General features: G+C 71.6%; 19 protein-coding genes and 1 pseudogene. 10 read left to right on the top strand and 10 right to left on the bottom strand.

The window, feature by feature from the left end:
* Nucleotides 1–9: 9 nt before the first annotated feature.
* Nucleotides 10–375 carry a hypothetical protein gene (locus ACFWWR_RS27935; protein WP_384305948.1) on the bottom strand — a complete coding sequence of 122 codons (366 nt, stop codon included), beginning with the start codon at nt 373–375 and terminating at the stop codon, nt 10–12.
* A 200-nt stretch (nt 376–575) separates the two neighbouring features.
* Between ACFWWR_RS27935 and ACFWWR_RS27940 the strand changes: the two genes are divergently transcribed.
* From ACFWWR_RS27940 to rbsD, 5 genes are all read left to right on the top strand, one after another.
* On the top strand, nt 576–1,646 hold the full coding sequence (locus ACFWWR_RS27940; RefSeq protein WP_384305951.1) for a LacI family DNA-binding transcriptional regulator: 1,071 nt from the start codon (nt 576–578) through the stop codon (nt 1,644–1,646).
* A complete protein-coding gene (locus ACFWWR_RS27945; RefSeq protein ID WP_384305954.1) occupies nt 1,643–3,199 on the top strand; it encodes a sugar ABC transporter ATP-binding protein in 1,557 nt (518 codons plus the stop codon). The genes ACFWWR_RS27940 and ACFWWR_RS27945 overlap by 4 nt, the downstream gene beginning before the upstream one ends.
* Nucleotides 3,189–5,138: a substrate-binding domain-containing protein gene (locus ACFWWR_RS27950; protein WP_383869318.1), complete on the top strand. Its 1,950-nt coding sequence runs from the start codon at nt 3,189–3,191 to the stop codon at nt 5,136–5,138. The genes ACFWWR_RS27945 and ACFWWR_RS27950 overlap by 11 nt, the downstream gene beginning before the upstream one ends.
* A 66-nt stretch (nt 5,139–5,204) precedes the next feature.
* A complete protein-coding gene (locus tag ACFWWR_RS27955) occupies nt 5,205–6,107 on the top strand; it encodes a ribokinase (RefSeq protein WP_383869316.1) in 903 nt (300 codons plus the stop codon).
* Nucleotides 6,104–6,493, top strand: coding sequence for a D-ribose pyranase (gene rbsD / locus ACFWWR_RS27960; RefSeq protein ID WP_383869313.1), 390 nt, complete (start codon nt 6,104–6,106; stop codon nt 6,491–6,493). Before ACFWWR_RS27955 ends, rbsD begins: the two co-directional genes overlap by 4 nt.
* Before the next feature lie 253 nt (nt 6,494–6,746).
* On the opposite strand, the gene ACFWWR_RS27965 is transcribed toward rbsD, so the two are convergent.
* From ACFWWR_RS27965 to ACFWWR_RS27975, 3 genes are read right to left on the bottom strand one after another with little or no spacing between them, the layout of a single operon-like run.
* The gene (locus ACFWWR_RS27965; protein ID WP_383869406.1) at nt 6,747–7,550 is read right to left on the bottom strand and encodes a sugar phosphate isomerase/epimerase family protein; all 804 of its coding nucleotides are present in this window, start codon (nt 7,548–7,550) and stop codon (nt 6,747–6,749) included.
* Between the two features lie 32 nt (nt 7,551–7,582).
* Nucleotides 7,583–8,734 carry a dihydrodipicolinate synthase family protein gene (locus tag ACFWWR_RS27970; protein ID WP_384305957.1) on the bottom strand — a complete coding sequence of 384 codons (1,152 nt, stop codon included), beginning with the start codon at nt 8,732–8,734 and terminating at the stop codon, nt 7,583–7,585.
* On the bottom strand, nt 8,731–9,882 hold the full coding sequence (locus ACFWWR_RS27975; protein WP_384305960.1) for a Gfo/Idh/MocA family protein: 1,152 nt from the start codon (nt 9,880–9,882) through the stop codon (nt 8,731–8,733). Before ACFWWR_RS27975 ends, ACFWWR_RS27970 begins: the two co-directional genes overlap by 4 nt.
* A gap of 330 nt (nt 9,883–10,212) precedes the next feature.
* Between ACFWWR_RS27975 and ACFWWR_RS27980 the strand changes: the two genes are divergently transcribed.
* The 3 genes and pseudogenes from ACFWWR_RS27980 to ACFWWR_RS27990 all read left to right on the top strand — a co-directional run bounded on the left by ACFWWR_RS27980 (nt 10,213) and on the right by ACFWWR_RS27990 (nt 12,708).
* Nucleotides 10,213–11,259 (top strand): LacI family DNA-binding transcriptional regulator, encoded by a 1,047-nt coding sequence (locus tag ACFWWR_RS27980; protein WP_383869304.1) that lies wholly within the window; start codon nt 10,213–10,215, stop codon nt 11,257–11,259.
* 289 nt (nt 11,260–11,548) lie between these two features.
* Nucleotides 11,549–11,896: pseudogene (locus tag ACFWWR_RS27985) on the top strand (GNAT family N-acetyltransferase); the annotation flags it as partial.
* 11 nt (nt 11,897–11,907) lie between these two features.
* Nucleotides 11,908–12,708 (top strand): sugar phosphate isomerase/epimerase family protein, encoded by an 801-nt coding sequence (locus tag ACFWWR_RS27990; RefSeq protein WP_383869301.1) that lies wholly within the window; start codon nt 11,908–11,910, stop codon nt 12,706–12,708.
* Between the two features lie 66 nt (nt 12,709–12,774).
* Here the strand turns inward: ACFWWR_RS27990 and ACFWWR_RS27995 are convergent, their stop codons facing one another.
* From ACFWWR_RS27995 to aroA, 3 genes are read right to left on the bottom strand one after another with little or no spacing between them, the layout of a single operon-like run.
* Entirely contained in the window at nt 12,775–13,275 is a 501-nt protein-coding gene (locus ACFWWR_RS27995; protein ID WP_384305963.1) for a hypothetical protein, read from the bottom strand.
* Nucleotides 13,262–13,897, bottom strand: a complete 636-nt coding sequence (locus ACFWWR_RS28000) for a GNAT family N-acetyltransferase (RefSeq protein WP_383869295.1) — start codon at nt 13,895–13,897, stop codon at nt 13,262–13,264. The genes ACFWWR_RS27995 and ACFWWR_RS28000 overlap by 14 nt, the downstream gene beginning before the upstream one ends.
* A gap of 13 nt (nt 13,898–13,910) precedes the next feature.
* Nucleotides 13,911–15,149: a 3-phosphoshikimate 1-carboxyvinyltransferase gene (aroA, locus tag ACFWWR_RS28005; protein ID WP_384305966.1), complete on the bottom strand. Its 1,239-nt coding sequence runs from the start codon at nt 15,147–15,149 to the stop codon at nt 13,911–13,913.
* Between the two features lie 396 nt (nt 15,150–15,545).
* On the opposite strand from aroA, the gene ACFWWR_RS28010 reads away from it, so the two are divergent.
* Together ACFWWR_RS28010 and ACFWWR_RS28015 are read left to right on the top strand one after the other, a co-directional pair.
* Nucleotides 15,546–17,381, top strand: coding sequence for a glycoside hydrolase family 3 protein (locus tag ACFWWR_RS28010; protein ID WP_384305968.1), 1,836 nt, complete (start codon nt 15,546–15,548; stop codon nt 17,379–17,381).
* 116 nt (nt 17,382–17,497) lie between these two features.
* Nucleotides 17,498–18,148: a hypothetical protein gene (locus ACFWWR_RS28015; RefSeq protein WP_384305971.1), complete on the top strand. Its 651-nt coding sequence runs from the start codon at nt 17,498–17,500 to the stop codon at nt 18,146–18,148.
* 37 nt (nt 18,149–18,185) lie between these two features.
* On the opposite strand, the gene ACFWWR_RS28020 is transcribed toward ACFWWR_RS28015, so the two are convergent.
* From ACFWWR_RS28020 to ACFWWR_RS28030, 3 genes are all read right to left on the bottom strand, one after another.
* Nucleotides 18,186–19,646: a S28 family serine protease gene (locus ACFWWR_RS28020; RefSeq protein ID WP_383869284.1), complete on the bottom strand. Its 1,461-nt coding sequence runs from the start codon at nt 19,644–19,646 to the stop codon at nt 18,186–18,188.
* Nucleotides 19,647–19,815: 169 nt separating this feature from the next.
* On the bottom strand, nt 19,816–20,178 hold the full coding sequence (locus ACFWWR_RS28025) for a hypothetical protein (RefSeq protein WP_384305974.1): 363 nt from the start codon (nt 20,176–20,178) through the stop codon (nt 19,816–19,818).
* A 135-nt stretch (nt 20,179–20,313) separates the two neighbouring features.
* Entirely contained in the window at nt 20,314–24,075 is a 3,762-nt protein-coding gene (locus ACFWWR_RS28030) for an ABC transporter ATP-binding protein (RefSeq protein ID WP_384305976.1), read from the bottom strand.
* Between the last annotated feature and the right edge of the window lie 55 nt (nt 24,076–24,130).

The raw sequence follows: 24,130 nt of genomic DNA on the forward strand, positions 1-24,130 counted from the left end.
ACCGACAACTCATCCTGCCTGCGAGACCACGTGGTCGAGGACCTTCTGGAAGTCCTCGGTCGGGGAGAACTCGACGAGCTCGCAGTCCTCCAGGGCCAGCGGGACATGGCCGGGTGCCCAGTAGTAGGCCTGGCCCGCCTCGTACTCCTCCTCGCCGGCGGCCGTGAGCATCCTCAACCGCCCTTTCAGCAGGTAGCCCCAGTGGGGGCAATGGCACGCGTCGCCGGGCAGGCCCTTGAGGGCCGGGCCCATGTCCGTGCCCTGCGGCAGGCTGATGTAGCCGACCGACATGCCGCCCCCGATCGGCTTGACGCGCAGTTCCACTCCCTCGCCTTCGAGCGCGACGGGAACGTCATTCCGAGTCGCCGATGTCATGACTCCTCCGATCCGGCCCGCCAGGGCCTTCGAGGAAACGACTCCGCGCCTCCAGCCTGGCCCGACCCGGAGGGCCCCGCGACATCACGATCCGGTGTCGGGGTCTTGCCTACTCGCGTGTAATCGATTCCAATCCTCTCAGCGCCTGGATGTAATCGATTCCACGCGTCCCCCGAGTTCCACAAGGAGGTGGAGCGGCGATGGCGAGCATCAAGGACGTCGCGGCCGAGGCGGGAGTCTCCGTCGCCACGGTCTCGCGAGTCCTGAACGACCATCCGTCGGTCAGCGCGGACGCACGCACGCGCGTGCTGGCCGCCGTCGAGGTACTGGGCTACCGCCGGAACGCCGTCGCGAGATCGCTGCGCACCGACCAGACCCACACCCTCGGCCTGGTCATCAGCGACGTGATGAACCCGTACTTCACCGAACTGGCCCGTTCCGTGGAGGAGGAGGCCCGCGCGCTGGGCTACAGCGTCATCATCGGCAACGCCGACGAGCGGCCCGACCTCCAGGACCATCACGTACGGAACCTGCTGGACCGTCGTATCGACGGCCTCCTCGTCTCCCCGACCGACGGCGGGTCGCCGCTGATGCTCGGCGCCGCGCGCGGGGGGACGCCGATGGTCTTCGTGGACCGGTGGATCCCGGGCGTGGACGTGCCCGTGGTGCGGGCGGACGGGCTGGCGGCCGTGCGCGACCTCGTCGCCCATCTGCACGGCCTCGGTCACCGCCGGCTCGCGATCATCGCGGGCCCGGCGGCGACCACGACCGGTCAGGAGCGCGTGGCGGCCTTCAGGGCGGCGCTGCACGCGCACGGTCTCGCTCTCCCCGACGTCTACATCGGCCAGGGCGACTTCCAGGCCGCCAGCGGACGGCGGGTCACCGAGGGCTTCCTCGACCTGCCCGAGCCGCCCGAGGTCGTCTTCGCCACGGACAACCTGATGGCCCTGGGCGCCCTTGACGCGATCCGCGCGCGCGGGCTGCGCGTTCCCGAGGACATCGCGCTGGCCGCGTTCGACGACATCCGCTGGTTCGTCCACACCGATCCGCCGATCACCGCGATCGCCCAGCCCACGGGCGAGCTGGGACGCGCCGCCGTGCGCGCGCTGGTCGACCGCATCGAGGGGCGGTCCCCCGAGTCCGTCACCCTCCCCGCCCGTCTCGTCGTACGCCGCTCGTGCGGCGAGCCGGCGGAGCCGTCGGCCTCCCCGGAGCCGCCCCCCGCACAGTCCCCCGCTGTGCGGTCCCCCGTAAGAAGGAGCCAGTCGTGAGCAACCAGGACGAGTTGCTGCGCATCGAGGGCATACGGAAGGTTTTCCCCGGCGTGATCGCGCTCGACGGCGTCGACTTCGATCTGCGCCGGGGCGAGGTGCACGTACTCCTCGGTGAGAACGGCGCGGGCAAGAGCACCCTCATCAAGATGCTCTCCGGCGCCTACACGCCCGATGGCGGGCGGATCCTGGCCGGCGGCGAGGAGGTGCGCATCCATGGTGCGCAGGACTCCGAGCGCCTCGGGATCGCCACCATCTACCAGGAGTTCAACCTCGTTCCCGATCTGACGGTCGCCGAGAACATCTTCCTGGGGCGGCAGCCGCGCCGCCTGGGGATGATCGACCGGAAGAGGATGGAGGCCGACGCCGCCGTTCTGCTGGAGCGGGTCGGCGTGAACGTGTCTCCACGCGCGCGGGTGCGTGAACTCGGAATCGCGCGCCTCCAGATGGTCGAGATCGCGAAGGCGCTGAGCCTGAACGCGCGCGTGCTGATCATGGACGAGCCGACCGCCGTCCTCACCTCCGAGGAGGTCGACAAGCTCTTCTCCATCGTGCGCAGGCTGCGCGAGGACGGGGTCGGCATCGTCTTCATCACGCACCACCTGGAGGAGATCGCCGCCCTGGGAGACCGGGTGACGATCCTCCGCGACGGCAGGAGCGTCGGGCAGGTCCCCGCCGACACGCCCGAGGACGAGCTCGTACGCCTGATGGTGGGGCGGTCGATCGAGCAGCAGTACCCGCGCGAACGGGCCGCCGCCGAGTCGGGGGCCGAAGCCGCGCTGCTCACCGTCGAGGGGCTGACCCGGGACGGTGTCTTCCACGACGTCACCTTCGAGGTGCACGCCGGCGAGGTCGTCGGCGTCGCGGGGCTCGTCGGAGCGGGCCGTACGGAGGTCGTACGGGCCGTGTTCGGGGCGGACCCGTACGACAAGGGGGCCGTGAAGGTCTCCGGCGCCTCGGTCCCCAAGTACGACGTCAACGCGGCGATGACCGCGGGCATCGGGCTGATCCCCGAGGACCGCAAGGGCCAGGGGCTGGTGCTGGACGCCTCCGTCGAGGAGAACCTCGGGCTGGTGACCATGCGGTCGGCGACCCGTGCCGGGCTCGTCGACCTCAAGGGGCAGCGCGCTTCGGCCGCGCGGATCGCCGAGCAACTCGGCGTGCGGATGGCCGGGCTCGGCCAGCACGTCAGGACCCTGTCAGGCGGCAACCAGCAGAAGGTCGTCATCGGCAAGTGGCTGCTCGCCGAGACCAAGGTGCTGATCCTCGACGAGCCGACCCGCGGGATCGACGTCGGCGCCAAGGTCGAGATCTACCAGCTGATCAACGAACTGACGGCCGCCGGTGCCGCCGTCCTGATGATCTCCAGCGATCTGCCCGAGGTGCTCGGCATGAGCGACCGGGTGCTGGTGATGGCCCAGGGCCGGATCGCGGGCGAACTGTCCGCCGACGAGGCCACGCAGGACGCGGTGATGGCACTCGCCGTGAGCACACCTCCCGGTGAAGCCGTAAGCACATCCACAAGTGAACTGGAGGCCGGCCGTGGCCGCTGACACGCTCAAAAGCACAACGGGCGCCGGTGGCGCCGCGGCGGTCCGCCGTCTGCTCCTCGACAACGGCGCGCTCACCGCGCTGATCGTCCTCGTCGTCGCCATGTCGGCGCTGTCGGGCGACTTCCTGACCACGGACAACCTGCTCAACGTCGGTGTCCAGGCGGCCGTGACCGCCATCCTCGCCTTCGGCGTGACCTTCGTGATCGTCTCGGCGGGCATCGACCTGTCGGTCGGCTCGGTGGCGGCCCTGTCGGCGACCGTCCTCGCCTGGAGCGCCACTTCGCACGGCGTACCGGTCGTCATAGCGGTCGTCCTGGCAGTCGCCACCGGCATCGCGGCCGGCCTGGTCAACGGCTTCCTCATCGCGTACGGCAAGCTGCCGCCGTTCATCGCGACGCTGGCCATGCTGTCGGTGGCCCGTGGTCTGTCGCTGGTTATCTCCGAGGGCTCACCGATCGCCTTCCCCGACTCCGTCTCGCATCTCGGGGACACGCTCGGCGGCTGGTTGCCGGTGCCGGTGCTCGTGATGATCGTGATGGGGCTGATCGCCGCCTTCGTGCTCGGCCGGACGTACATCGGCCGCTCCATGTACGCGATCGGCGGCAACGAGGAGGCCGCCCGGCTGTCCGGCCTGCGCGTGAAGAAGCAGAAGCTCGCCATCTACGCCCTGTCCGGCGTCTTCGCCGCCGCCGCCGGCGTCGTGCTCGCCTCCCGGCTGTCCTCCGCGCAGCCGCAGGCCGCCGACGGCTACGAACTCGACGCGATCGCCGCGGTCGTCATCGGCGGCGCCTCCCTCGCGGGCGGCACCGGCAAGGCGTCCGGCACGCTGATCGGCGCGCTGATCCTGGCCGTGCTGCGCAACGGCCTGAACCTGCTGTCCGTGTCCGCCTTCTGGCAGCAGGTCGTCATCGGCGTCGTGATCGCGCTGGCGGTGCTGCTCGACACCCTGCGCCGCAAGGCCGGGTCGACCCCGGTTGCCGCGGGCGTGTCCGGCGGGGGCAGGGGCAAGCAGGCGACGACGTACGCGCTGGCCGCGGTCGTCACCGTGGCGATCGTCGGCGCGACCTCGTTCCTGCACGGCGGCACCTCGTCGTCCTCGACGCCGAAGATGGGTCTGTCGCTGTCCACCCTCAACAACCCCTTCTTCGTGCAGATCAGGGCGGGCGCCCAGGCCGAGGCGAAGAAGCAGGGCGTGGACCTGACCGTCACGGACGCGCAGAACGACGCCTCCCAGCAGGCCAACCAGCTGCAGAACTTCACCAGTTCCGGCTTCGACGCGATCATCGTCAACCCGGTGGACTCGGACGCGGCGGGCCCGTCGGTACGGGCCGCCGACAAGGCGGAGATCCCGGTCGTCGCCGTCGACCGGGGCGTCAACAAGGCCACCACGGACGCACTGGTCGCCTCCGACAACGTCGCGGGCGGCGAGCTCGCCGCGAAGACGGTCGCCGAGAAGCTGGGCGGCAAGGGCAAGATCGTCATCCTGCAGGGCCAGGCGGGCACCTCCGCCGCCCGGGAGCGCGCCGAGGGCTTCGCCAAGGGCCTCAAGGCCTACCCGGGCATCCAGGTGGTGGCCCAGCAGCCCGCGGACTTCGACCGCACCAAGGGCCTCGACGTGATGTCGAACCTGCTCCAGGCGCACCCGGACGTCCAGGGCGTCATCGCCGCGAACGACGAGATGGCCCTCGGCGCGATCAAGGCGCTGGGCTCCAAGGCCGGCACGTCCGTCCAGGTCGTCGGCTTCGACGGCACCCCGGACGGCCTCAAGGCGGTCGCGGCGGGCACGCTGTACGCGTCCGTGGCGCAGCAGCCGACCCAGCTGGGCAGGATCGCCGTGGACAACGCGCTGAGGGCGCTGGAGGGCAAGAAGGTCGAGGAGACGGTGAAGGTGCCGGTGAAGGTGGTCACGAAGGAGAACGTGGCCGGGTTCAGCGGCTGACATCGGCGGGCGGGCGGGCGGTCACAGGGCCGCCCGCCCCGAGTCACTCACTAGGGGAGTTCATTCATGTACGACCACGACCTGCTGGTCGTCGGGTCGGCCAACGCCGACCTGGTGATCGGCGTCGAACGACGGCCCGACGCCGGGGAGACCGTCCTCGGCTCCGACCTGGCCGTCCACCCCGGCGGCAAGGGCGCCAACCAGGCGGTCGCCGCCGCCCGCCTCGGCGCCCGTACGGCCCTGCTGGCCCGGGTCGGCGACGACGCGCACGGCCGGCTGCTGCTCGACTCGCAGCGGGCGGCCGGCGTCGACACGGTGGGTGTCCTGGTGGGCGGCGCGCCGACCGGGGTCGCGCTGATCACGGTGGACCCGTCGGGCGACAACAGCATCGTGGTCTCGCCGGGCGCGAACGGCCGGCTGACGCCGGAGGACGTGCGGGCCGCCGCCGGTGTCATCCACGCCTCGCGCGTGGTGTCGGCGCAGCTGGAGATCCCGCTGGAGACGGTCGTGGAGGTCGTACGGAACCTGGCGGCCGACTGCCGCTTCGTCCTCAACCCGTCACCGCCGCGTCCCCTCCCCCAGGAGGTTCTGGCGGCCTGCGACCCGCTGATCGTCAACGAGCACGAGGCGAGGGTGATCCTCGAGGACGCCCGCGTCGGCGAGCAGCCCGAGGACTGGGCGCGGATCCTGCTCGCGAAGGGCCCCCGGTCGGTCGTGGTGACGCTCGGCGCCGAAGGCTCGCTGGTGGCGTCCTCGGAGGGCGTGACCCGGGTCCCGTCCGTGAAGGTGGCCGCCGTGGACACGACCGGAGCGGGCGACGCGTTCACCGCGGCGCTGGCCTGTCGGCTGGGCGCCGGCGCGTCGCTCGAGGAGGCCGCGGCGTACGCGTCCCGGGTCGGGGCGGCGGCGGTGACCAGGCCGGGCGCGCAGGCGTCGTTCCCCACGGCGGCGGAGGTCGAGGCCCTGTGAAGAAGGCCGGCATCCTGAACCGCCATCTCTCCGGCGCGCTCGCCGAGCTGGGCCACGGGGACGGGGTGCTGGTGTGCGACGCCGGCATGCCGATACCCGACGGGCCGCGGGTCGTCGACCTCGCCTTCCGGGCCGGGGTGCCGTCCTTCTCCGAGGTGCTGGAGGGGCTGCTGGCCGAGCTGGTGGTGGAGGGCGCGACGGCGGCGACGGAGGTACGGGACGCGAACGCGCAGGCCTCGGCACTGCTGGACGACCGCTTCCCCGGCCTCGCCCTGGTCCCGCACGAGAGGCTCAAGGAGCTGTCGGCGGGGGCGCGTCTGGTCGTACGGACCGGGGAAGCGCGGCCGTACGCGAACGTGCTGCTGCGGTGCGGGGTCTTCTTCTGAGCCGCCGACCGTGATTCTCAGCCGCAGGCCAGCGCGCTGAGCCACCGGGCCGGGACTGCGTGCCGCAGGCCAGGACGCCGTGCCACCGGCCGGGAAAAACTTCGAGGGGGTCCGGTCCGTCGACCGGCCCCCCTCGGGTTTTCCCCTCCGCATCAGAACCCCCGCGATCCCCCCGGATCCCCCTCCGAGAAGTCCTGATGCCATGTACGACACAGCATGGGCGGAAAGGGTTGCACGGGTTCCGCGATTTTTTTCAGTCGCGGATCACGTGCTCCACGAACCGTGCCGCGGTCTCCGCGAGCACCTCGCGCCCGTCCCGGGCCCACAACGCGTCGTTGAACAGCTCGACTTCGATGGGACCGGTGTAGCCGGCCGCCTCCACGTAGGCCTTCCACTCCCGCATGTCGATGGAGCCGTCGCCGATCTGGCCGCGGCCGTTGAGGACGCCCTCCGGCAACGGGGTGGTCCAGTCGGCGAGCTGGAAGGTGTGGATGCGGCCGTCGGCGCCCGCGCGGGCGATCTGCTCGGGCGCGGCGTCGTCCCACCAGATGTGGTACGTGTCGACGGTGACGCCGACCTGGTGGGCCGGGAAGCGTTCCGCGAGGTCGAGGGCCTGCGCGAGGGTGGAGACCACGCAGCGGTCGGCCGCGTACATGGGGTGCAGCGGCTCGATGGCCAGCTTCACGCCGTGTTCCTCCGCGTACGGGCCCAGCTCGCCGAGCGCGTCGGCGATCCGCTCCCGCGCGCCGCGCAGGTCCTTGGAGCCGGCGGGCAGGCCGCCGGAGACCAGGACCAGCACGTCGGTGCCGAGGGTGGCGGCCTCGTCGACCGCCCGGCGGTTGTCGTCCAGGGCCTTGGCGCGTTCGTCCGGGTCGATCGCCGTGAAGAAGCCGCCGCGGCACAGGGTGGTGACGTTCAGGCCGGCGTCGCGGACCAGCTTCGCCGTCGCCTCCACACCGTACGACTGGACCGGTTCCCGCCAGAGACCGATGCCCGGGACGCCCAGCTCGAGGCAGGTGTCGACCAGTTCGGGCATCGACAGCTGCTTGACCGTCATCTGGTTGATGGAGAAGCGTTCGAGTCCGGTGCTCACTGGGTCACTCCGTACAGGCTCAGCAGCGTCTTCATCCGTTCCTCGGCCAGCTTCGGGTCGGGGAACAGGCCCAGTCCGTCGGCGAGTTCGTAGGCGTGGGCGAAGTGCGGGAGGGAGCGGGCCGACTGGAGGCCGCCGACCATGGTGAAGTGGCCCTGGTGGCCCGCGAGCCACGCCAGGAACACCACGCCCGTCTTGTAGAAGCGGGTCGGCGTCTGGAAGAGGTGGCGGGACAACGCGACCGTGGGGTCGAGCAGTTCGCGGAAACCGGCCACGTTCCCGGTGTCCAGCACCCGTACCGCCTCGGCCGCCAGGGGCCCCAGCGGGTCGAAGATGCCGAGCAGCGCGTGGCTGAAGCCCTGCTCGTCGCCCGCGATCAGCCCGGGGTAGTTGAAGTCGTCGCCCGTGTAGCAGCGCACGCCCTTCGGGAGCCGGCGGCGCAGGTCGATCTCGCGCTGGGCGTCCAGCAGGGAGACCTTGATGCCGTCGACCTTGTCGGGGTGGGCGGCGATGACCTCGAGGAAGGTGTCGGTGGCGGCGTCGAGGTCCGTCGAGCCCCAGTAGCCCTCCAGCGCCGGGTCGAACATCGGGCCCAGCCAGTGCAGGATCACCGGCTCGGTGGACTGGCGCAGCAGGTGGCCGTAGACGTCCAGGTAGTCCTCGGGGCTCCTGGCCGCCGCCGCGAGTGCCCGCGAGGCCATCAGGATCGCCTGCGCGCCGGACTCCTCGACGAGGGCGAGCTGCTCCTCGTAGGCCGCGCGGACCTCTTCCAGCGTCCCGGCGGTGATCTGGTCGGTGCCGACACCGCACGCGATGAGCCCGCCGACCGCCTTTGCCTCGGCGGCGCTGCGGCGGATCAGCTCGGCCGCGCCCGCCCAGTCCAGACCCATGCCGCGCTGGGCGGTGTCCATGGCCTCGGCGACGCCGAGTCCGTGGGACCACAGGTGGCGGCGGAAGGCGAGGGTGGCGTCCCAGTCGACGGCGGCGGGCGAGTCGGGCGACGCGTCCGCGTACGGGTCGGCCACCACGTGGGCCGCCGAGAAGACCGTACGGGAGGTGAAGGGGGCGCCGGTGGTGACGGCGAGGGGTTCGGGCCGGGGCTCGTACGTCCGCAACCCGCCCTTGAAGTCGGGGAGTTGGATGGTCACAGCGCGATCTCCGGTACGTCGAGACGGCGGCCCTCGGCCGACGACTTCAGGCCCAGCTCGGCGAGCTGGACACCGCGGGCGCCGGCCAGGAGGTCCCAGTGGTAGGGCGCGTCGGCGTAGACGTGCCTGAGGAACAGCTCCCACTGGGCCTTGAAGCCGTTGTCGAACTCGGCGTTGTCGGGCACTTCCTGCCACTGGTCGCGGAAGACCTCGGTGGCCGGGATGTCCGGGTTCCAGACCGGCTTGGGGGTGGCGCTGCGGTGCTGGACGCGGCAGTTGCGCAGACCGGCGACGGCGGATCCCTCGGTGCCGTCGACCTGGAACTCGACGAGTTCGTCGCGGTTGACGCGGACCGCCCACGAGGAGTTGATCTGGGCGATCGCGCCGCCGTCGAGCTCGAAGATGCCGTAGGCGGCGTCGTCGGCGGTGGCGTCGTAGGGCTTGTCGTTCTCGTCCCAGCGCTGCGGGATGTGGGTGGTGGCGATGGCCTGGACGGACTTCACGCGGCCGAACAGCTCGTGCAGGACGTACTCCCAGTGCGGGAACATGTCGACGACGATGCCACCGCCGTCCTCGGCACGGTAGTTCCACGACGGGCGCTGGGCGGTCTGCCAGTCGCCCTCGAAGACCCAGTAGCCGAACTCGCCGCGGACGGACAGGATGCGGCCGAAGAAGCCGCCGTCGATGAGGCGCTTGAGCTTGAGCAGGCCCGGCAGGAAGAGCTTGTCCTGGACCACGCCGTGCTTGATGCCCTTGGCGTTGGCCAGGCGGGCCAGTTCCAGGGCGCCTTCGAGGCCGGTGGCCGTCGGCTTCTCGGTGTAGATGTGCTTGCCCGCGGCGATCGCCTTCTGGAGCGCCTCCTCGCGGGCGGAGGTGACCTGGGCGTCGAAGTAGATGTCGACGGTCGGGTCGGCGAGGACCGCGTCCAGGTCCGTGGAGACGTGCTCCAGGCCGTGCTGCTCGGCGAGCGCGCGCAGGGCGTGCTCACGGCGGCCGACCAGGATCGGCTCCGGCCACAGCACGGTGCCGTCGCCGAGGTCGAGGCCACCCTGCTCGCGGAGGGCCAGGATGGAGCGGACCAGGTGCTGGCGGTAGCCCATGCGCCCGGTCACGCCGTTCATGGCGATACGCACCGTCTTGCGTGTCACGTCTTTCCCTTCGTAGGCGTCGTACGCGGCGTTCGCGCGCGTTTCGTACGCGGTTGTGCGCGCCGCGTACGCCTAGGCCGGGTCTTGGGATTCCCGCCCTGCTGATGAGCGTTACAGCAAGCGCTTTCTATCTGATGAGAAGCTAGCCTCTGAGCAGCGGTCCAGACAAGACCGTGACGGGGTTGAGTTGTTCGAGGGGGCGAACAACCGGGGGCTGGGGCTTTAGGGTCTGCTCGACACCGTTGGCCCACCTACACAACAACGAGGGACCGGCGTGGTCGGTGTGTGTACGACGAGGTACGACGAGATGCGCGACCGGAGGACGACGAGATGACGGTGACCCTGGCGGACGTGGCGGCCCGCGCCCAGGTCTCCCCCGCGACGGTGTCGCGCGTACTGAACGGGAACTACCCCGTGGCCGCGTCCACCCGTGAGCGGGTGCTGCGGGCCGTGGACGAGCTGGACTACGTGCTGAACGGTCCGGCGAGCTCGCTGGCGGCGGCCACGTCCGACCTGGTCGGGATCCTGGTGAACGACATCGCCGACCCGTTCTTCGGGATCATGGCGGGCGCGATCCAGTCGGAGATCGGGGGGCCGGGCGGGCGCGCGGGGGGCGAGCGGCTGGCGGTCGTGTGCAACACCGGGGGCTCCCCGGAGCGCGAGCTGACCTACCTCACGCTGCTGCAGCGACAGCGGGCGGCGGCCGTCGTGCTGACCGGCGGTGCGGTGGAGAACGTGCCGCACGCGGCGGCCATGACCTCGAAGCTGCGCAAGATGGCGGACGCGGGGACGCGGGTGGTGCTGTGCGGGAGACCGCCCGCGCCCGACACCCAGGCGATCGCGCTGACCTTCGACAACCGCGGGGGCGGGCGGGAGCTGACCGAACACCTCATCGGGCTCGGGCACCGGCGGCTGGGCTACATCGCGGGTCCCGAGGAACGTACGACCACCCGCCACCGACTGGAGGGCCACCGGGAGGCGCTGAAGGCCCACGGCATCGACGAGGACCCGCGCTGGACCGTCCACGGGCGGTACGACCGGAGGTCCGGGTACGAGGCCACTCTGGAGCTGCTGCGGCGGGACCCGTCTCTCACGGCGGTGGTCGCGGCGAACGACTCGGTCGCGCTGGGGGCGTGCGCGGCGCTGCGGGACTCCGGGCTGCGGATTCCGGACGACGTGTCGGTGGCCGGGTTCGACGATCTCCCCTTCAGCATCGACGCGGTGCCCGCCCTCACGACGGTACGGCTGCCGCTCGCGGAGGCGGGGGTGCGGGCGGGGCGCATCGCGATGGGGCGCGAGGAGCCGCCGCCGGGCGGGATCGCGACGATCCGGGGGGAGCTGATGGTGCGGGGGTCCTCCGGGGTGCCGCGGGGTTGAGCTTGCCGGTGCCTGTGGGGTGACCCGGCGTTGGCGCACCGGGGGCTCCGCCCCCGGACCCCCGGGCCTTCGCCCACCCTGCCGCCCGTCTCGGTCGGTCGAGGGGTGGGCCTTGTCCTGGGGGCTGCGCCCCCAGACCCCGCTTTCGGCCCTGAAGGGGCCTCGTCCTCAAACGCCGGACGGGCTGGATGATGCGCACCGATGAGTTTTGCGCCGCGCCCCGGTCTGTACCGCCGTAATCGCCGATCAAGGCAGCAGCGAGCAACTGGAGTGAGTCCCATGCGCAGCACCGCACCTGGAGCGGGTGTGGATCGCCGAGCTGGACGGGCGGCCGGTGGGCTGCGTGATGTGCGTACGGGACGAGGCGCCCGCCACCGCCCGGCTGCGGCTGCTGCTGGTCGAGCCGGACGCGCGGGGGCTCGGCATCGGCGACCGGCTGGTCGGGGCGGTCGTCGACTTCGCGCGCGGGGTCGGCTACCGCGATCTCGTCCTGTGGACCAACGACGTCCTCTCCTCCGCCCGCCGCATCTACCAGCGCCACGGCTTCGTCCTCGTCGCCGAGAAACCCCACCGCTCGTTCGGAAAGGACCTGAACGGCCAGGACTGGCGCCTGGACCTCGGCGGCACCGGCGAGTGACAGTAGGGACCATGAAACTGGCGTTCTCCACCCTCGGTGTCCCCGGCCTGCCCCTTTCCGAAGTGCTGCGACTCGCGACGACGTACGGCTACCACGGTGTCGAACTGCGCGCGGATCCGGAGGAGCCGGTCCATCCCGGCCTCGACCTCGCCCAACGCATGGACGTGGCCGCCGAGTTCAAGGCGGCGGGCGTGGAGGTCCTGGGGATCGCGGGGTATGCGCGGGTGGCCGCGCCGGGCGACGACGCCCCCGTGATCGAGGAGATCCGCCGCCTGCTCGACCTCGCCCGCGACCTGGGCGCCCCCTTCATCCGGGTGTTCCCCGGCGGTGCCGCCGAGCAGAGCCGGGAGGAAGCCGACGTCACGGCCGCCCGGCGCCTCGGCACGGCCGCCGAGTACGCCGCCGACCTCGGCGTGCGCATCCTCCTCGAGACCCACGACTCGCACCGCACCGGCGCCGACGCGATCCGCGTCCTCGGCCTGGTCGGCCACCGCCACGTCGGCGCGCTCTGGGACGTCATGCACACCTGGCTGGGCGGTGAGCAGCCCTCGCAGACGTACGCGGCCCTCTCCCCCTACCTCGGATACGTCCAGGTCAAGGACATCGCCTCCCCCGACGACACGACCCCCCTGCGCCTCGGCGCCGGCGTCCTCCCCCTCACCGAGTGCGTCGACGTCCTCAGCCGCCACGGCTGGGACGGCTGGCTGTGCTGGGAGTACGAGAAGCGGTGGTACGAGGCGGCCGCCCCGCTCCCCGACCTGCTGCGCGCGGGCCACGACCACCTGGCCCGGCTGCTCAACGAATCCGCGTAGCGCGGAGTCTGGCAGGTGCGGGCGAGTTGGTGGCGTCCGTCGCCGAGTCGTCCGGGAAGCCGGTGCTCAGTCCCACCAGTGGAACAGCAGGTCGCTCAGCGCAGCCGGCCGCCAGTAACGCACCTGCTCCAGCTCACCCGCCGACAGCTCCCCTACGTCCACCGTGCTCATCGGTGTGCTCAGCTCGGTGACTCGCAGGGCCCGGAGGCCGACCGCCCCGAAGGCGTCGGCCCAGGGCGGCGGGTCCACGAACCGCGACAGCGGGCGTCCGGGCTCCGGCGGGGTGTCCGTGAAGGCGACCAGCGGCAGGTGGGCGTGGCACACGACCGTGCACGGCTCTCCGCGTCCGGTGATCGTGGCCGCCTCGAAGGTCGAGGGTCCGGGGATCGTCAGGACGTCGGCGCGACCCCTGACTCCCCTGGCCGCCTCGAAGCACGCGGCGCGGAACAGCTTCGGGTCCGTCGCCGGAAGCGGCCCGTCGCGCCGGTCCCGGAACCCGGTCGCGCCTCGCGCGGGTCGTATCGGCGCTTCCCCGGGGCCGGACGGGCTCCCGCTATCCCCCCGCACGCGCCGCCAGCCTGGCCACCCGCTCCTCCAGCCGCCCCCGGCACTCCGGCCACTCCGCCGCCGTGACCGAGAAGATCGCGGAGTCGCGCAGCCGGCCGTCCTCGCCCGGCGCCCAGGAGCGGGACCAGTTCCGCAGGACGCCCTCGAAGCGGGCGCCGACGCTCTGGATCGCCGCGCGGGAGCGTTCGTTGCGGGCGTCCGTCTTCAGGTCGACCCGGGACACGCCCCACTTCTCGAAGGCGTGCCGGAACAGCAGCAGTTTGGCCTCGGCGTTGACGCCGGTGCCCTGGGCCGGCCCGGCGAGCCAGGTGAAGCCGACCTCGACGGCGTCGAGCCGGTCGTCCGTCAGCCAGCAGCGGGGCTCCCAGTACGAGGTGGCGCCGACCACCTGTCCCGTGAGCGTCGAGATCTGGACGTACGGCGCGAGTCGTCCCGTGGCCGCGCGGGCGAGCTGCGCGTCGATGTAGGCGCCGACCTCGTCGGCCCTCGGCACCCACGTGAACGCGTAGGTGCCCCGGTCCGCTTCCGCCGCCACCGCCAGCCCGGCCGCGTGCCGGTGCTCCAGCGGTTCCAGGCGGACCAGCGTCCCCTCCAGGACCGGCCCCTCCAGCTTGAAGCTCACCTTTTGCCGCCCCTCACAGCCGTGCGCGCAGCGCCCCGAACTCCTCATGGAAACCGGGGAAAGTCTTGCGGACGCATCCGGGGTCGTCGAACGAAATACCCGGCACCCGGAGCCCGGTGACCGCGAACGACATCACGATGCGGTGGTCGCCGTACGACGTGATCTCCGCACCGGAGGCAGCGGCAGGCAGCCCCGGGCGGATCTCGATCCAGTCGGGGCCCGTCTCCACCGCAACGCCCAGCCGTCGCAGGTTCTCCGCGCAGGCCTCCAGGCGGTCGCACTCCTTGACCCGGGTGTTCGCCACGTCCTCGATCCGCACCGGGCCGGAGGCGAAGGGGGCGATCGCGGCCAGGGTCGGCATCGTGTCCGAGATGTCCCGCATGGCGACCGTGAGGCCGTCCAGACGGCCGGTTCCCCTGACCGTCGTGCCCTCCGCGCCGAACGACACCTCGGCGCCCATCCGCCGCAGTACGTCCACGAAGCCCAAGTCGCCCTGGAGCGCCCCCGTTCCGAGGCCGGGGACGGTGACCTCGCCGCCCGTCACGGCCGCCGCCGCGAAGAAGTAGCTCGCCGTGGAGGCGTCGGGCTCGATCGCGTAGGTCGTCGCCCGGTAGCCGCCCGGCGGGACGACGAAGACGTTCCCGTCCCGGCGCACCTCGACACCGAACGCCCGCATCATCGCGATGGTGATCTCCACGTACGGCACCGAGACGAGGTCGGTCACCGTGATCCGCAGACCCGTCCGCGTCAGCGGACCCAGCAGCAGCAACGCCGTCAGGTACTGCGAGGACTGACCCGCGTCCAGGGTGACCTCGCCGCCCTCGACGCCCGCCGCCACCACCGTCAGCGGGTGGTGGCCCTCCGCCTCCTCGTGCCGCAGGTCCACGCCCAGGTCGCGCAGGGCGCGCGTCAGGGGGAGCAGCGGGCGGCGGCGCATCTGGGGTGACGCGTCGAAGCGGTACGTGCCGTGGCCGGCCGCCGCCAGGGTCGGCAGGAAGCGGGCCGTGGTCGCGCCGTCGCGGCAGTACACGTCGGCCTCGGTGACCGCCGGGCCCTGGGGGCGGCCGTCGACCTGCCAGGCGTCCGGGGTCCGGCCGACGCGGTAGCCGAGCCGTACCAGGCCCTCGGCGAAGCCCTCCGTGTCGTCCGATCGGAGCGGTCGTACGAGGGTGGTGACGCCGTCGGCCGCGGCCGCCAGGAAGAGGGCGCGGGCGGTGATGGACTTCGAGCCTGGGATGTCGACTACGGGCATGCCCCGATGATCGCCCACCTACGGGTCCCGCGCCGGGACGTCCACGGGATGAAACGCCTTCCGTAACGCCCCGTCGAACCCACCGGCCCCAGGTTCACCAACTTCGGAAATACGGCCCGAGCCGGGAACCCCGCCCCCTCCCCGCTCGTCCAACCCGCAAGCTGTCGGAGAGTCACCGTGGTGCGGTGTCGGCCTCGCTGCTGGCTGCGAACGCTGACCCACCCTCTCCGCCGTACCGCGGCCGGCAGCATGCCGCCATCGGCGCGCCCCCCTCCAACTGCGCCGATGGCGGCCCCTTTCTGGTTACTGTGCGCTCCCTTGACCGGCAGAAACTTCCCGGATATTGGTGACCTCTCGGAAGTTTCCTTCAGTGGCTCTCCTCCGGAAGGAGCACACGTGCCCGACATCAGCACGGGAAGCACGGGAAGCACCGCACACCCCTCCAGACGCACCGTCCTCGCCGCCACCGCGGGTGCCACCGCCGCACTGACGGTCGGCGGAACCTCGCACGCCGTCTCCGACGACAAGTCCCTCCGCTCCCTCGCCTCCCGTATGACCCTGGAGGAGAAGGTCGGCCAGCTCTTCGTGACACGGGTCTACGGCCACTCGGCAACCGCCCCCGACCAGGCCGACATCGACGCCAACCTCAAGGAGCTCGGCGTGCGCACGGCCGCCGAACTGGTCGCCAGGTACCGGGTCGGCGGGATCATCTACTTCAGCTGGGCGCACAACACCCGCAGCCCCCAGCAGATCGCGGACCTGTCGAACGGGATCCAGAAGGTGTCCCTGGAGCAGCCGCGCGGGCTGCCCGTGCTGATCTCCACCGACCAGGAGCACGGCATCGTCTGCCGGGTCGGGAAGCCCGCCACCCTGTTCCCGGGCGCCATGGCCGTCGGCGCCGGCCGCTCCCGTGCCGACGCCCGCACCCTCGGCCTCCTCGCGGGCCGCGAGCTGCGGGCGCTGGGCATCCGGCAGAACTACTCCCCCGTCGCCGACGTGAACGTCAACCCGGCGAACCCGGTGATCGGCGTCCGGTCCTTCGGTGCCGAGCCGGGCGCGGTGGCCGGGCTGGTCGCCGCCGAGGTCGCCGGCTACCAGCGTTCGAGGATCGCCGCGACCGCCAAGCACTTCCCCGGGCACGGCGACACCGCCGTCGACAGCCACTACGGCTTCCCGGTCATCACCCACACGCGCGCCCAGTGGGAAGAGCTCGACGCGCCGCCCTTCCGGGCCGCCATCCGCGCCGGCATCGACTCGATCATGACCGCGCACATCATGGTCCCGGCGCTCGACGACTCCGGCGACCCGGCCACCCTCTCCCGGCCGATCCTCACCGGCATCCTGCGCGAACAGCTCGGTTACGACGGGGTCGTGGTGACGGACTCCCTCGGCATGCAGGGCGTCCGGGAGAAGTACGGCGACGACCGCGTGCCGGTGCTCGCGCTGAAGGCCGGGGTGGACCAGCTCCTCAACCCACCGGACCTGGACCTCGCCTGGAACGCCGTGCTGAAGGCCGTACAGGACGGGGAGCTCACCGAGGCGCGGCTGGACGTGTCGGTCCTGCGGGTGCTGCGACTGAAGGCGAAGCTGCGGTTGTTCGAGATGCCGTACGTCAGTCAGGCCGGTGTCACCGACACCGTCGGCACCGCGGCTCATCTGGCGGCGGCCGACCGCATCGCTGAGCGGACGACCACGCTGCTGGTGAACCAGGGGCGGCTGTTGCCGCTGTCCCGGCGTACGCATGCCAGGGTCCTCGTCGTCGGGGCCGATCCCGCCTCGCCGTCCGGAACGACCGGGCCGCCCACCGGGGTGCTCGCGGACGCGCTCACCGAACTCGGCTTCACCGCCACCGCCCTGTCGACGGGCACCGCCCCCTCGGCCGCCACGATCGCCGGGGCCGTCGCGGCGGCCCGGGACGTGGACGCGGTGGTGGTGGGGACGTACAACGTCACCGCGACCAGCGCCCAGAAGACGCTCGTCGAGCAGCTGGTGGCGACCGGGAAGCCGGTGGTGGCGGTCGCGATCCGCAATCCGTACGACGTGGCCCAGCTGCCCTCCGTACCGGCCTGCCTGGCGGCCTACTCCTGGACCGACGTCGAACTGCGGGCCGCCGCCCGGGTGATCGCCGGCCGGGCGGCGCCGCGCGGGAGGCTGCCGGTGCCGGTGGTCCGGGCGGACGATCCGGCGCGAGTGCTGTATCCGGTCGGGCACGGGCTGTCGTATCAGACGTAGCCCTCATACGCCACGCAACCGGCGTACGCCCCCCAAAAGGCTCAAAGCGCCCTGCACGTCTGGCGTGGGCCCGCCGCGGCGGGTCACGCTGGACGGGGGTACCCGGGGGGATGGCGATGCGCGAGAGATGTTCCGTGGGGGTCGTGTGCGCCCTGCTGGCGCTGCTGGCTGCCCTGTTGACGGGATGTTCGGGACCGGCGTCCAGCGCGGGCGGCGGCCGCGGCGAGGAGGACGGGCGGCTGGGCACGGCGGTGTCGCCCTCGCCCTCGCGGACCTCCGGCTACGGCGCGGTGTTCCTCGCCGTCGACGAGTGCAGCTCCTTCGGAACCACCAGCTTCACCGAGGTGGCCTGCACCGGTGAGCGGGCGGCGGCCCGGGTCGTGGCCCGCCACGACGGCACGGTCGGCGACGGGCCGCAGTGCCCCGCGACCACCGACTTCGTGCTGCACATCAGCGAACAGAGCCAGGTGTCCGACGAGGACGGCGACGGGGCGATCCCCCAGGGCTACGCGTGCATGCGCAACCTGGGCGCACCCCATCCCGGCGACCCCGGCGGCGGAGGCGGGCCCCGCACCATCGTCGGCGACTGCGTCTACGGCCTGGGCGACGGCCAGGTCCGCGAGACCGCGTGCGACGGCAAGGGCGACAAGAAGCCGGAGCACAAGGTGACCAAGGCGGTCGACAAGCGCACCCAGTGCCCCCTGTCGACCGCCCTCTACGTCCAGTTGGGCGGCGAACACCCGGTGGGCTGCGCCCGGCCGGTGTGACCCGCAAGGGGGCCGCCGGCCGGGCGCACCACAGGAGTTACGGACGCAGCGCGGGCTCGCGCTCCACGTCCCGCTTGTCCAGCCTGGCGTCGAACTTGGCCAGCGGCTTCGCCGCCGACGGGTCCGCCTGGACGGTGGAGGAGGCGACGCCCGCCCAGTCCAGGATCCGGGCCGTGGCGAGTGCCTTCTGGTCGGGGACCAGGCCGGCCACGTTGGCACCGTGGTTGAGGCCGGGGGCGGTGAACACGTACGAGTCCTTCGCGCCCTTGGCGAGGCGGAACGGCTCGGCGCCCCACGGGTCGTTCTGGCCGTAGACGAAGAGCATGTGACGGGCGTTGTGCTTCACCCAGGTGTCCACGTCACGCATCGCGTACGGCTGGAACTTCATCGAGATGTCGCGCGGGACGAAGTTCCGGGGCGGCTGGTAGCCGTAGCGGATGTACTTCTTCTCGATGTGCGGGAACCCGATCGTCGGCGCGCCGAGCTGCGTGCCCGCCTGGTAGTAGTACGGCGTGTACGGCGACAGGCCCTGGTCGGTGTAGAAGGAGAACCCGGAGATCGTGTCGATCGAGGTCCAGATGTCGTCGTCGGTCGCGTTCTTCGCGTCCGCCGGGATCGAGTCGCAGTCGGAGAGCAGGCTGTACTGCCAGAAGCCCCAGACGTAGTCGAGGACGACCGCCTCGTAGGCCCGGTCCAGACTGCCGATCGTGGTGAAGGTGAAGCCGTTCTCGGCCGCGAGCGCCTCGTACTTCTTCTCCAGCGGCTCGCGGCGCACCAGCGCCTCGCGCTGCACCGCGTTCAGCCGGTCGCGGCACTCCTTGGTGCCGACGGTGGCGAAGAAGCGGTCGTAGGCCGAGTCCTCCTTGTTCACGACGTCGTTGGGGGCGACGTACGCGACGACGCCGTCCATGTCCTTCGGGTAGAAGCGCTCGTAGTAGGTGGCGGTCATGCCGCCCTTGGAGCCGCCCGTGGAGATCCACTTCTTGGTGTAGATCTTCTTCAGCGCCTTGAAGATGCGGTGCTGGTCGCTGGCGGCCTGCCAGATGTCCAGCTTGGTCCAGTCGGCCGGGTCGGGCCGGGACGGCGTGAAGAAGCGGTACTCCATGGAGACCTGGTTGCCGTCCACGATCTGGGTCGGCTCGCGGCGGCCCGGGTTCGTGGAGACGTTGTAGCCGCCGGTGTAGAAGACCGTCGGGCGGGAGACGTCCTTGTGCAGCAAGGTGATCCGCTGCTGGAACGTGCCCTTGGACGGGTGGCGGTGGTCGACCGGCTGGGTGTAGTTGAGGACGAAGAAGCGGTAGCCGGTGTAGGGCTTCTCCTCGATCAGGCTCATCCCCGGAATGGCGAGGAGTTGGTCCTTGATGTCCGTGGCCGCGGTGGTGCCGGTGGTACCTGTGGTGCCTATGGCCTCCGGCTCGGCGGCTGTGGCCGCCCCCGCCGTGCTCAACGTGCCTATGAGCACCGTGAGCGCCAGCAGCCATCTGAGCGCCTTGCGCATGCACCCTCCCCTGTGAGTACAGATGTGCGCCGGAAGCTAGCGGAGCAAGTCGCCTCAGCACCAGGGGAGATGAGCTTTTGGTGGGGAAAACCCTGTAGGAAGTCTGTGGATCGGCCTGTGGTTCGGCCTGTGGTTCGGCCTGTAATGCGGTCCGTGTTCGGTCCGTGGTTCAGCACATAATCCAGACGGATCTGTACGATCCGCCGCCCACCGCCCCCTTGACCCGCACGCAGCGCTGACCGGCGTGCACGGTCCTCGGTCCGGCGAAGCGCGCGTACCGCCCCTCGTCCACGACCGGGTGGAGGCCGTACGCCTGCACGCTGACCATCATGTACCGCCACGTGCCGGGCTTCTTGGGCAGCGTGACCGCGCAGACGTACCCGCGCCGCTTGTACACCTCCACGGAGCCGGTGGAGAACGAGAACGACTTGACCTTGCGCCCCCCGCAGGAAGAGTCGGCGGCCTGTGCGTCCCCGGGCGCGGCAAGAGCGAGCAGCCCGGAGGCGGTCAGTACGGCCAAGCCGAGCGCCATCCGCCGGCGAATCCCAGCACCCCTGTCCACAGACGTCCCTCCCGTATCGCGCGATGAGCGTACTGGTGTACGGACGCGGGACAGGTGTCGGATGGTTGCCGGTGTCCGGCCGTCAGGCCGCCGAGCGCCGGGCCGTCAGGCCGCCGCGGGCTCGTCCTCCCCCACGAACGTCCGCCACAGCTCGGCATACCGCCCGCCCTGCGCGAGCAGCTCGTCGTGCGTGCCGTCCTCGGCGACCCGTCCGTGATCCATGACGACCACCCGGTCCGCGCGGGCCGCCGTGGTCAGCCGGTGGGCGACCACGAGTGTCGTACGGCGGCCCGCGATACGGTCGGTGGCCTGGTTGACCTGGGCTTCCGAGGCCAGGTCCAGGGCCGCGGTCGCCTCGTCGAGGAGGAGGACGTCCGGGTCGACCAGCTCGGCACGGGCGAGCGCGATCAGCTGGCGCTGGCCCGCCGAGAGGTTGCGGCCGCGTTCGGCGACCTCGTGCAGGTAACCGCCCTCCAGCGTGGCGATCATCTCGTGGGCGCCGACCGCGCGGGCCGCCGCCTCCACCTCGGCGTCGGTGGCGTCCGGGCGACCGTAGGCGATGGCGTCGCGCACGGTGCCCTGGAAGAGGTAGGCCTCCTGCGGGACGACCCCGAGGCGGTGGCGGTACGAGGTGAGGTCGAGGGCGCGGAGGTCCGTGCCGTCGACGGTCACCCGGCCGCCCGTCGGGTCGTAGAAGCGGGCGACCAGCTTGACCAGCGTCGACTTGCCGGCGCCCGTCTCGCCGACGAAGGCGACCGTCTGGCCGGCGGGGATGCGCAGGTCGATGCCGGTCAGGGCCTCTTCGGGTTTGTCGGTGGAGCCGTACGCGAAGTGCACGTCCTCGAAGGCGATCTCGCCCCGTAGGGAGAGGACGTCGAGCGGGTCGTCGGCGCCCTTGGTGGAGGTGGGCTCCTGGAGCAGTTCCTGGATGCGGCCCAGCGACACCGTCGCCTGCTGGTAGCCGTCGAAGACCTGGGAGAGCTGCTGGACGGGGGCGAAGAACAGGTCGATGTAGAGGAGATAGGCGACCAGGGCGCCGGTGGTGAGGGTCGCCGCGTCGACCCGTCCCGCGCCCGCGATCAGGACGGCGGCGGCCGCCACCGACGACAGCAGCTGCACGAACGGGAAGTAGATCGAGATCAGCCACTGGCCCCGGATGCGCGCTTGGCGGTAGCTGTCGCTGCGCTCCGCGAACCGCCGGCTGCCGTCGTGCTCGCGGCGGAAGGCCTGCACGATCCTGAGCCCGGACACCGACTCCTGGAGGTCGGCGTTGACCAGCGAGACCCGCTCACGGGCCAGTTCGTACGCCTTCACGCTCGCCCGGCGGAAGAAGAACGTGGCGATGATCAGTGGAGGCAGGGTCGCGAAGACGACGAGGGCGAGCTGCACGTCGATCACCAGCAGGGCGCCCATGATGCCGAAGAAGGTGACGATCGAGACGAACGCGGTGACCAGGCCGGTCTGGAGAAAGGTCGAGAGGGCGTCGACGTCCGTCGTCATCCTCGTCATGATCCGGCCGGTCAGCTCCCGCTCGTAGTAGTCGAGTCCGAGCCGCTGAAGCTGGGAGAAGATCTTCAGGCGCAGGGAGTACAGGACCCGTTCGCCGGTCCGCCCCGTCATCCGGATCTCGCCGACCTGCGCGGCCCACTGGACGAAGACGCTGAGCAGGGCGAGGAGACTGGCGGCCCAGACCGCGCCCAGGGCCATGTCCGTGACGCCGTCGTCGATGCCGTGCCGGATCATCACCGGGAGGAGCAGGCCCATCCCGGCGTCCACGGCGACGAGGACGAGGCTCACGAGCAGCGGCAGGCCGAAGCCCCGCAGCAGCCTGCGCAGGCCGTACGACTCCTCGGCGGCGACCGCCCGGGCCTCGTCGATGCCCGGGGTGTCCGTCGCCGGGGGCAGCGCGTCGACCTGGGCGAGGAGTTCGGGGGTGGCCGGGGTGCCGTCCATGGCGATGTCCCGGCGCTCGCGCTCCCCCGCCCAGAGCCTGGGCGTGATGCCGCTCTCGGCGTCGAACTCGGCGTCCAGCTCGTCCCGTACCGAGGTGTCCTCCGCCGGTTCCGCGGGCCGGGCGTGGCCGGGTGAGACGCCGCCGAGCTCGTCGGGGTCGGTGAGGAGGCGGCGGTAGAGCGCGGACCGCTGCTGGAGCTCCTCGTGGGTGCCGAGGTCGGCGAGCCGGCCGCCGTCGAGGACGGCGATGCGGTCGGCGAGGTTGAGGGTGGAGCGGCGGTGGGCGATCAGCAGCGTGGTCCGGCCCCGCATGACGTGCTGGAGGGCCTCGTGGATCTCGTGCTCGACGCGGGCGTCCACGGCGGAGGTGGCGTCGTCGAGGACCAGCAGGCGCGGGTCGGTGAGGATGGCGCGGGCCAGCGCGACGCGCTGGCGCTGGCCGCCGGAGAGGGTGAGGCCGTGCTCGCCGACCGTGGTGTCGTAACCGTCGGGGAGTTCCCTGATGAAACGGTCCGCCTGGGCGGCGCGGGCGGCCTTCTCGATCTCCTCCTGGGTCGCGTCCGGACGGCCGTACGCGATGTTGTTGCGGACCGTGTCCGAGAAGAGGAAGGAGTCCTCGGGGACCAGGCCGATCGCGGCCCGCAGCGAGTCGAGGGTCAGCTCGCGGACGTCGTGGCCGCCGATGAGGACGGCGCCGCGCGTCACGTCGTAGAAGCGGGGCAACAGCAGCGACACGGTCGACTTGCCGGAGCCGGAGGAGCCGACGACGGCGAGGGTCTCGCCGGGGCGGATCTCGAAGCTCAGCCCGTCGAGAACCGGGCGCTCACGGTCGTAGCCGAAGGAGACGTCGTCGAACTCGACGGTCGCGGGCGCGTCGGCGGGAAGTTCCTTGCCGCCGTCCCGCATCGACGGCTCGGTGTCGATCAGCTCCAGGACGCGTTCCGTGCCCGCCCTGGCCTGCTGGCCGACCGTGAGGACCATGGCGAGCATGCGGACCGGGCCGACGAGCTGGGCGAGGTAGGTGGAGAAGGCGACGAACGTGCCGAGCGTGATGTGGCCGCGGACCGCGAGCCAGCCGCCGACCGCGAGCATCGCGACCTGGCCGAGGGCGGGGACGGCCTGGAGGGCCGGGGTGTACCTGGAGTTGAAGCGGATGGTGCGCAGACGGCCGGCGAAGAGGCGGCGGCCGACCTCCCGGAGCTTCCCGGTCTCCTGGTCCTCCTGCCCGAAGCCCTTCACCACGCGTACGCCGCTGACCGCGCCGTCGACCACGCCCGCGACGGCGGCGGCCTGGGCCTGGGCGTACCAGGTGGCGGGGTGCAGCTTGGTGCGGCTGCGCTTGGCGATCCACCACAGGGCCGGGGCGACGGCCAGCGCGACCAGCGTGAGCGGCAGCGACAGCCAGGCCATGATCACCAGGGAGATCAGGAACAGCACGAAGTTCCCGATGGTCATCGGGAGCATGAACAGCAGGCCCTGGATCAGCTGGAGGTCGCTGGTGGCCCGGCCGACGACCTGGCCGGTGGACAGCTCGTCCTGACGGCGGCCGTCGAGGCGGGTGATCGTCCCGAACATGTCGGTCCGCAGGTCGTGCTGCACGTCGAGGGCGAGGCGGCCGCCGTAGTAGCGGCGGATGTAGGTGAGGACGTAGACGACGACGGCCGCGGCGATCAGGGCACCCGCCCAGGGGGCCATGTCCCGGCTGTGGTCGCCGATCACGTCGTCGATGATCACCTTGGTGACCAGCGGGACCAGCGCCATGACGGCCATGCCGACCAGCGAGGAGCCGAGGGCGAGGACGACGTCCTTGGGGTGGCGCCATGCGTAACCGGCCAGCCTGCGCGCCCAGCCCTGCGTCTCCCCCTGTTGCGCTGCCACGCCGGTGCCTTCCGTTCGTCCTGCTCGCCTGCTCATCCTGCTCGTCCGGAAGGCACCAACGCGAAAGGAAGCGGATTTCATCCCTCCGCAA

The sequence above is a fragment of the Streptomyces sp. NPDC058678 genome, from assembly GCF_042714835.1.
Classification (GTDB): Bacteria; Actinomycetota; Actinomycetes; order Streptomycetales; family Streptomycetaceae; genus Streptomyces.

What these genes read in the sequence shown, in the direction of transcription:
- ACFWWR_RS27935 (WP_384305948.1), bottom strand. Translation starts at nt 375, where the DNA reads ATGACATCGGCGACTCGGAATGACGTTCCCGTCGCGCTCGAAGGCGAG.
- ACFWWR_RS27940 (WP_384305951.1), top strand. Translation starts at nt 576, where the DNA reads ATGGCGAGCATCAAGGACGTCGCGGCCGAGGCGGGAGTCTCCGTCGCC.
- ACFWWR_RS27955 (WP_383869316.1), top strand. Translation starts at nt 5,205, where the DNA reads ATGTACGACCACGACCTGCTGGTCGTCGGGTCGGCCAACGCCGACCTG.
- ACFWWR_RS27965 (WP_383869406.1), bottom strand. Translation starts at nt 7,550, where the DNA reads ATGACGGTCAAGCAGCTGTCGATGCCCGAACTGGTCGACACCTGCCTC.
- ACFWWR_RS27980 (WP_383869304.1), top strand. Translation starts at nt 10,213, where the DNA reads ATGACGGTGACCCTGGCGGACGTGGCGGCCCGCGCCCAGGTCTCCCCC.
- ACFWWR_RS27990 (WP_383869301.1), top strand. Translation starts at nt 11,908, where the DNA reads ATGAAACTGGCGTTCTCCACCCTCGGTGTCCCCGGCCTGCCCCTTTCC.
- aroA (WP_384305966.1), bottom strand. Translation starts at nt 15,149, where the DNA reads ATGCCCGTAGTCGACATCCCAGGCTCGAAGTCCATCACCGCCCGCGCC.
- ACFWWR_RS28015 (WP_384305971.1), top strand. Translation starts at nt 17,498, where the DNA reads ATGCGCGAGAGATGTTCCGTGGGGGTCGTGTGCGCCCTGCTGGCGCTG.
- ACFWWR_RS28020 (WP_383869284.1), bottom strand. Translation starts at nt 19,646, where the DNA reads ATGCGCAAGGCGCTCAGATGGCTGCTGGCGCTCACGGTGCTCATAGGC.
- ACFWWR_RS28025 (WP_384305974.1), bottom strand. Translation starts at nt 20,178, where the DNA reads ATGGCGCTCGGCTTGGCCGTACTGACCGCCTCCGGGCTGCTCGCTCTT.
- ACFWWR_RS28030 (WP_384305976.1), bottom strand. Translation starts at nt 24,075, where the DNA reads ATGAGCAGGCGAGCAGGACGAACGGAAGGCACCGGCGTGGCAGCGCAA.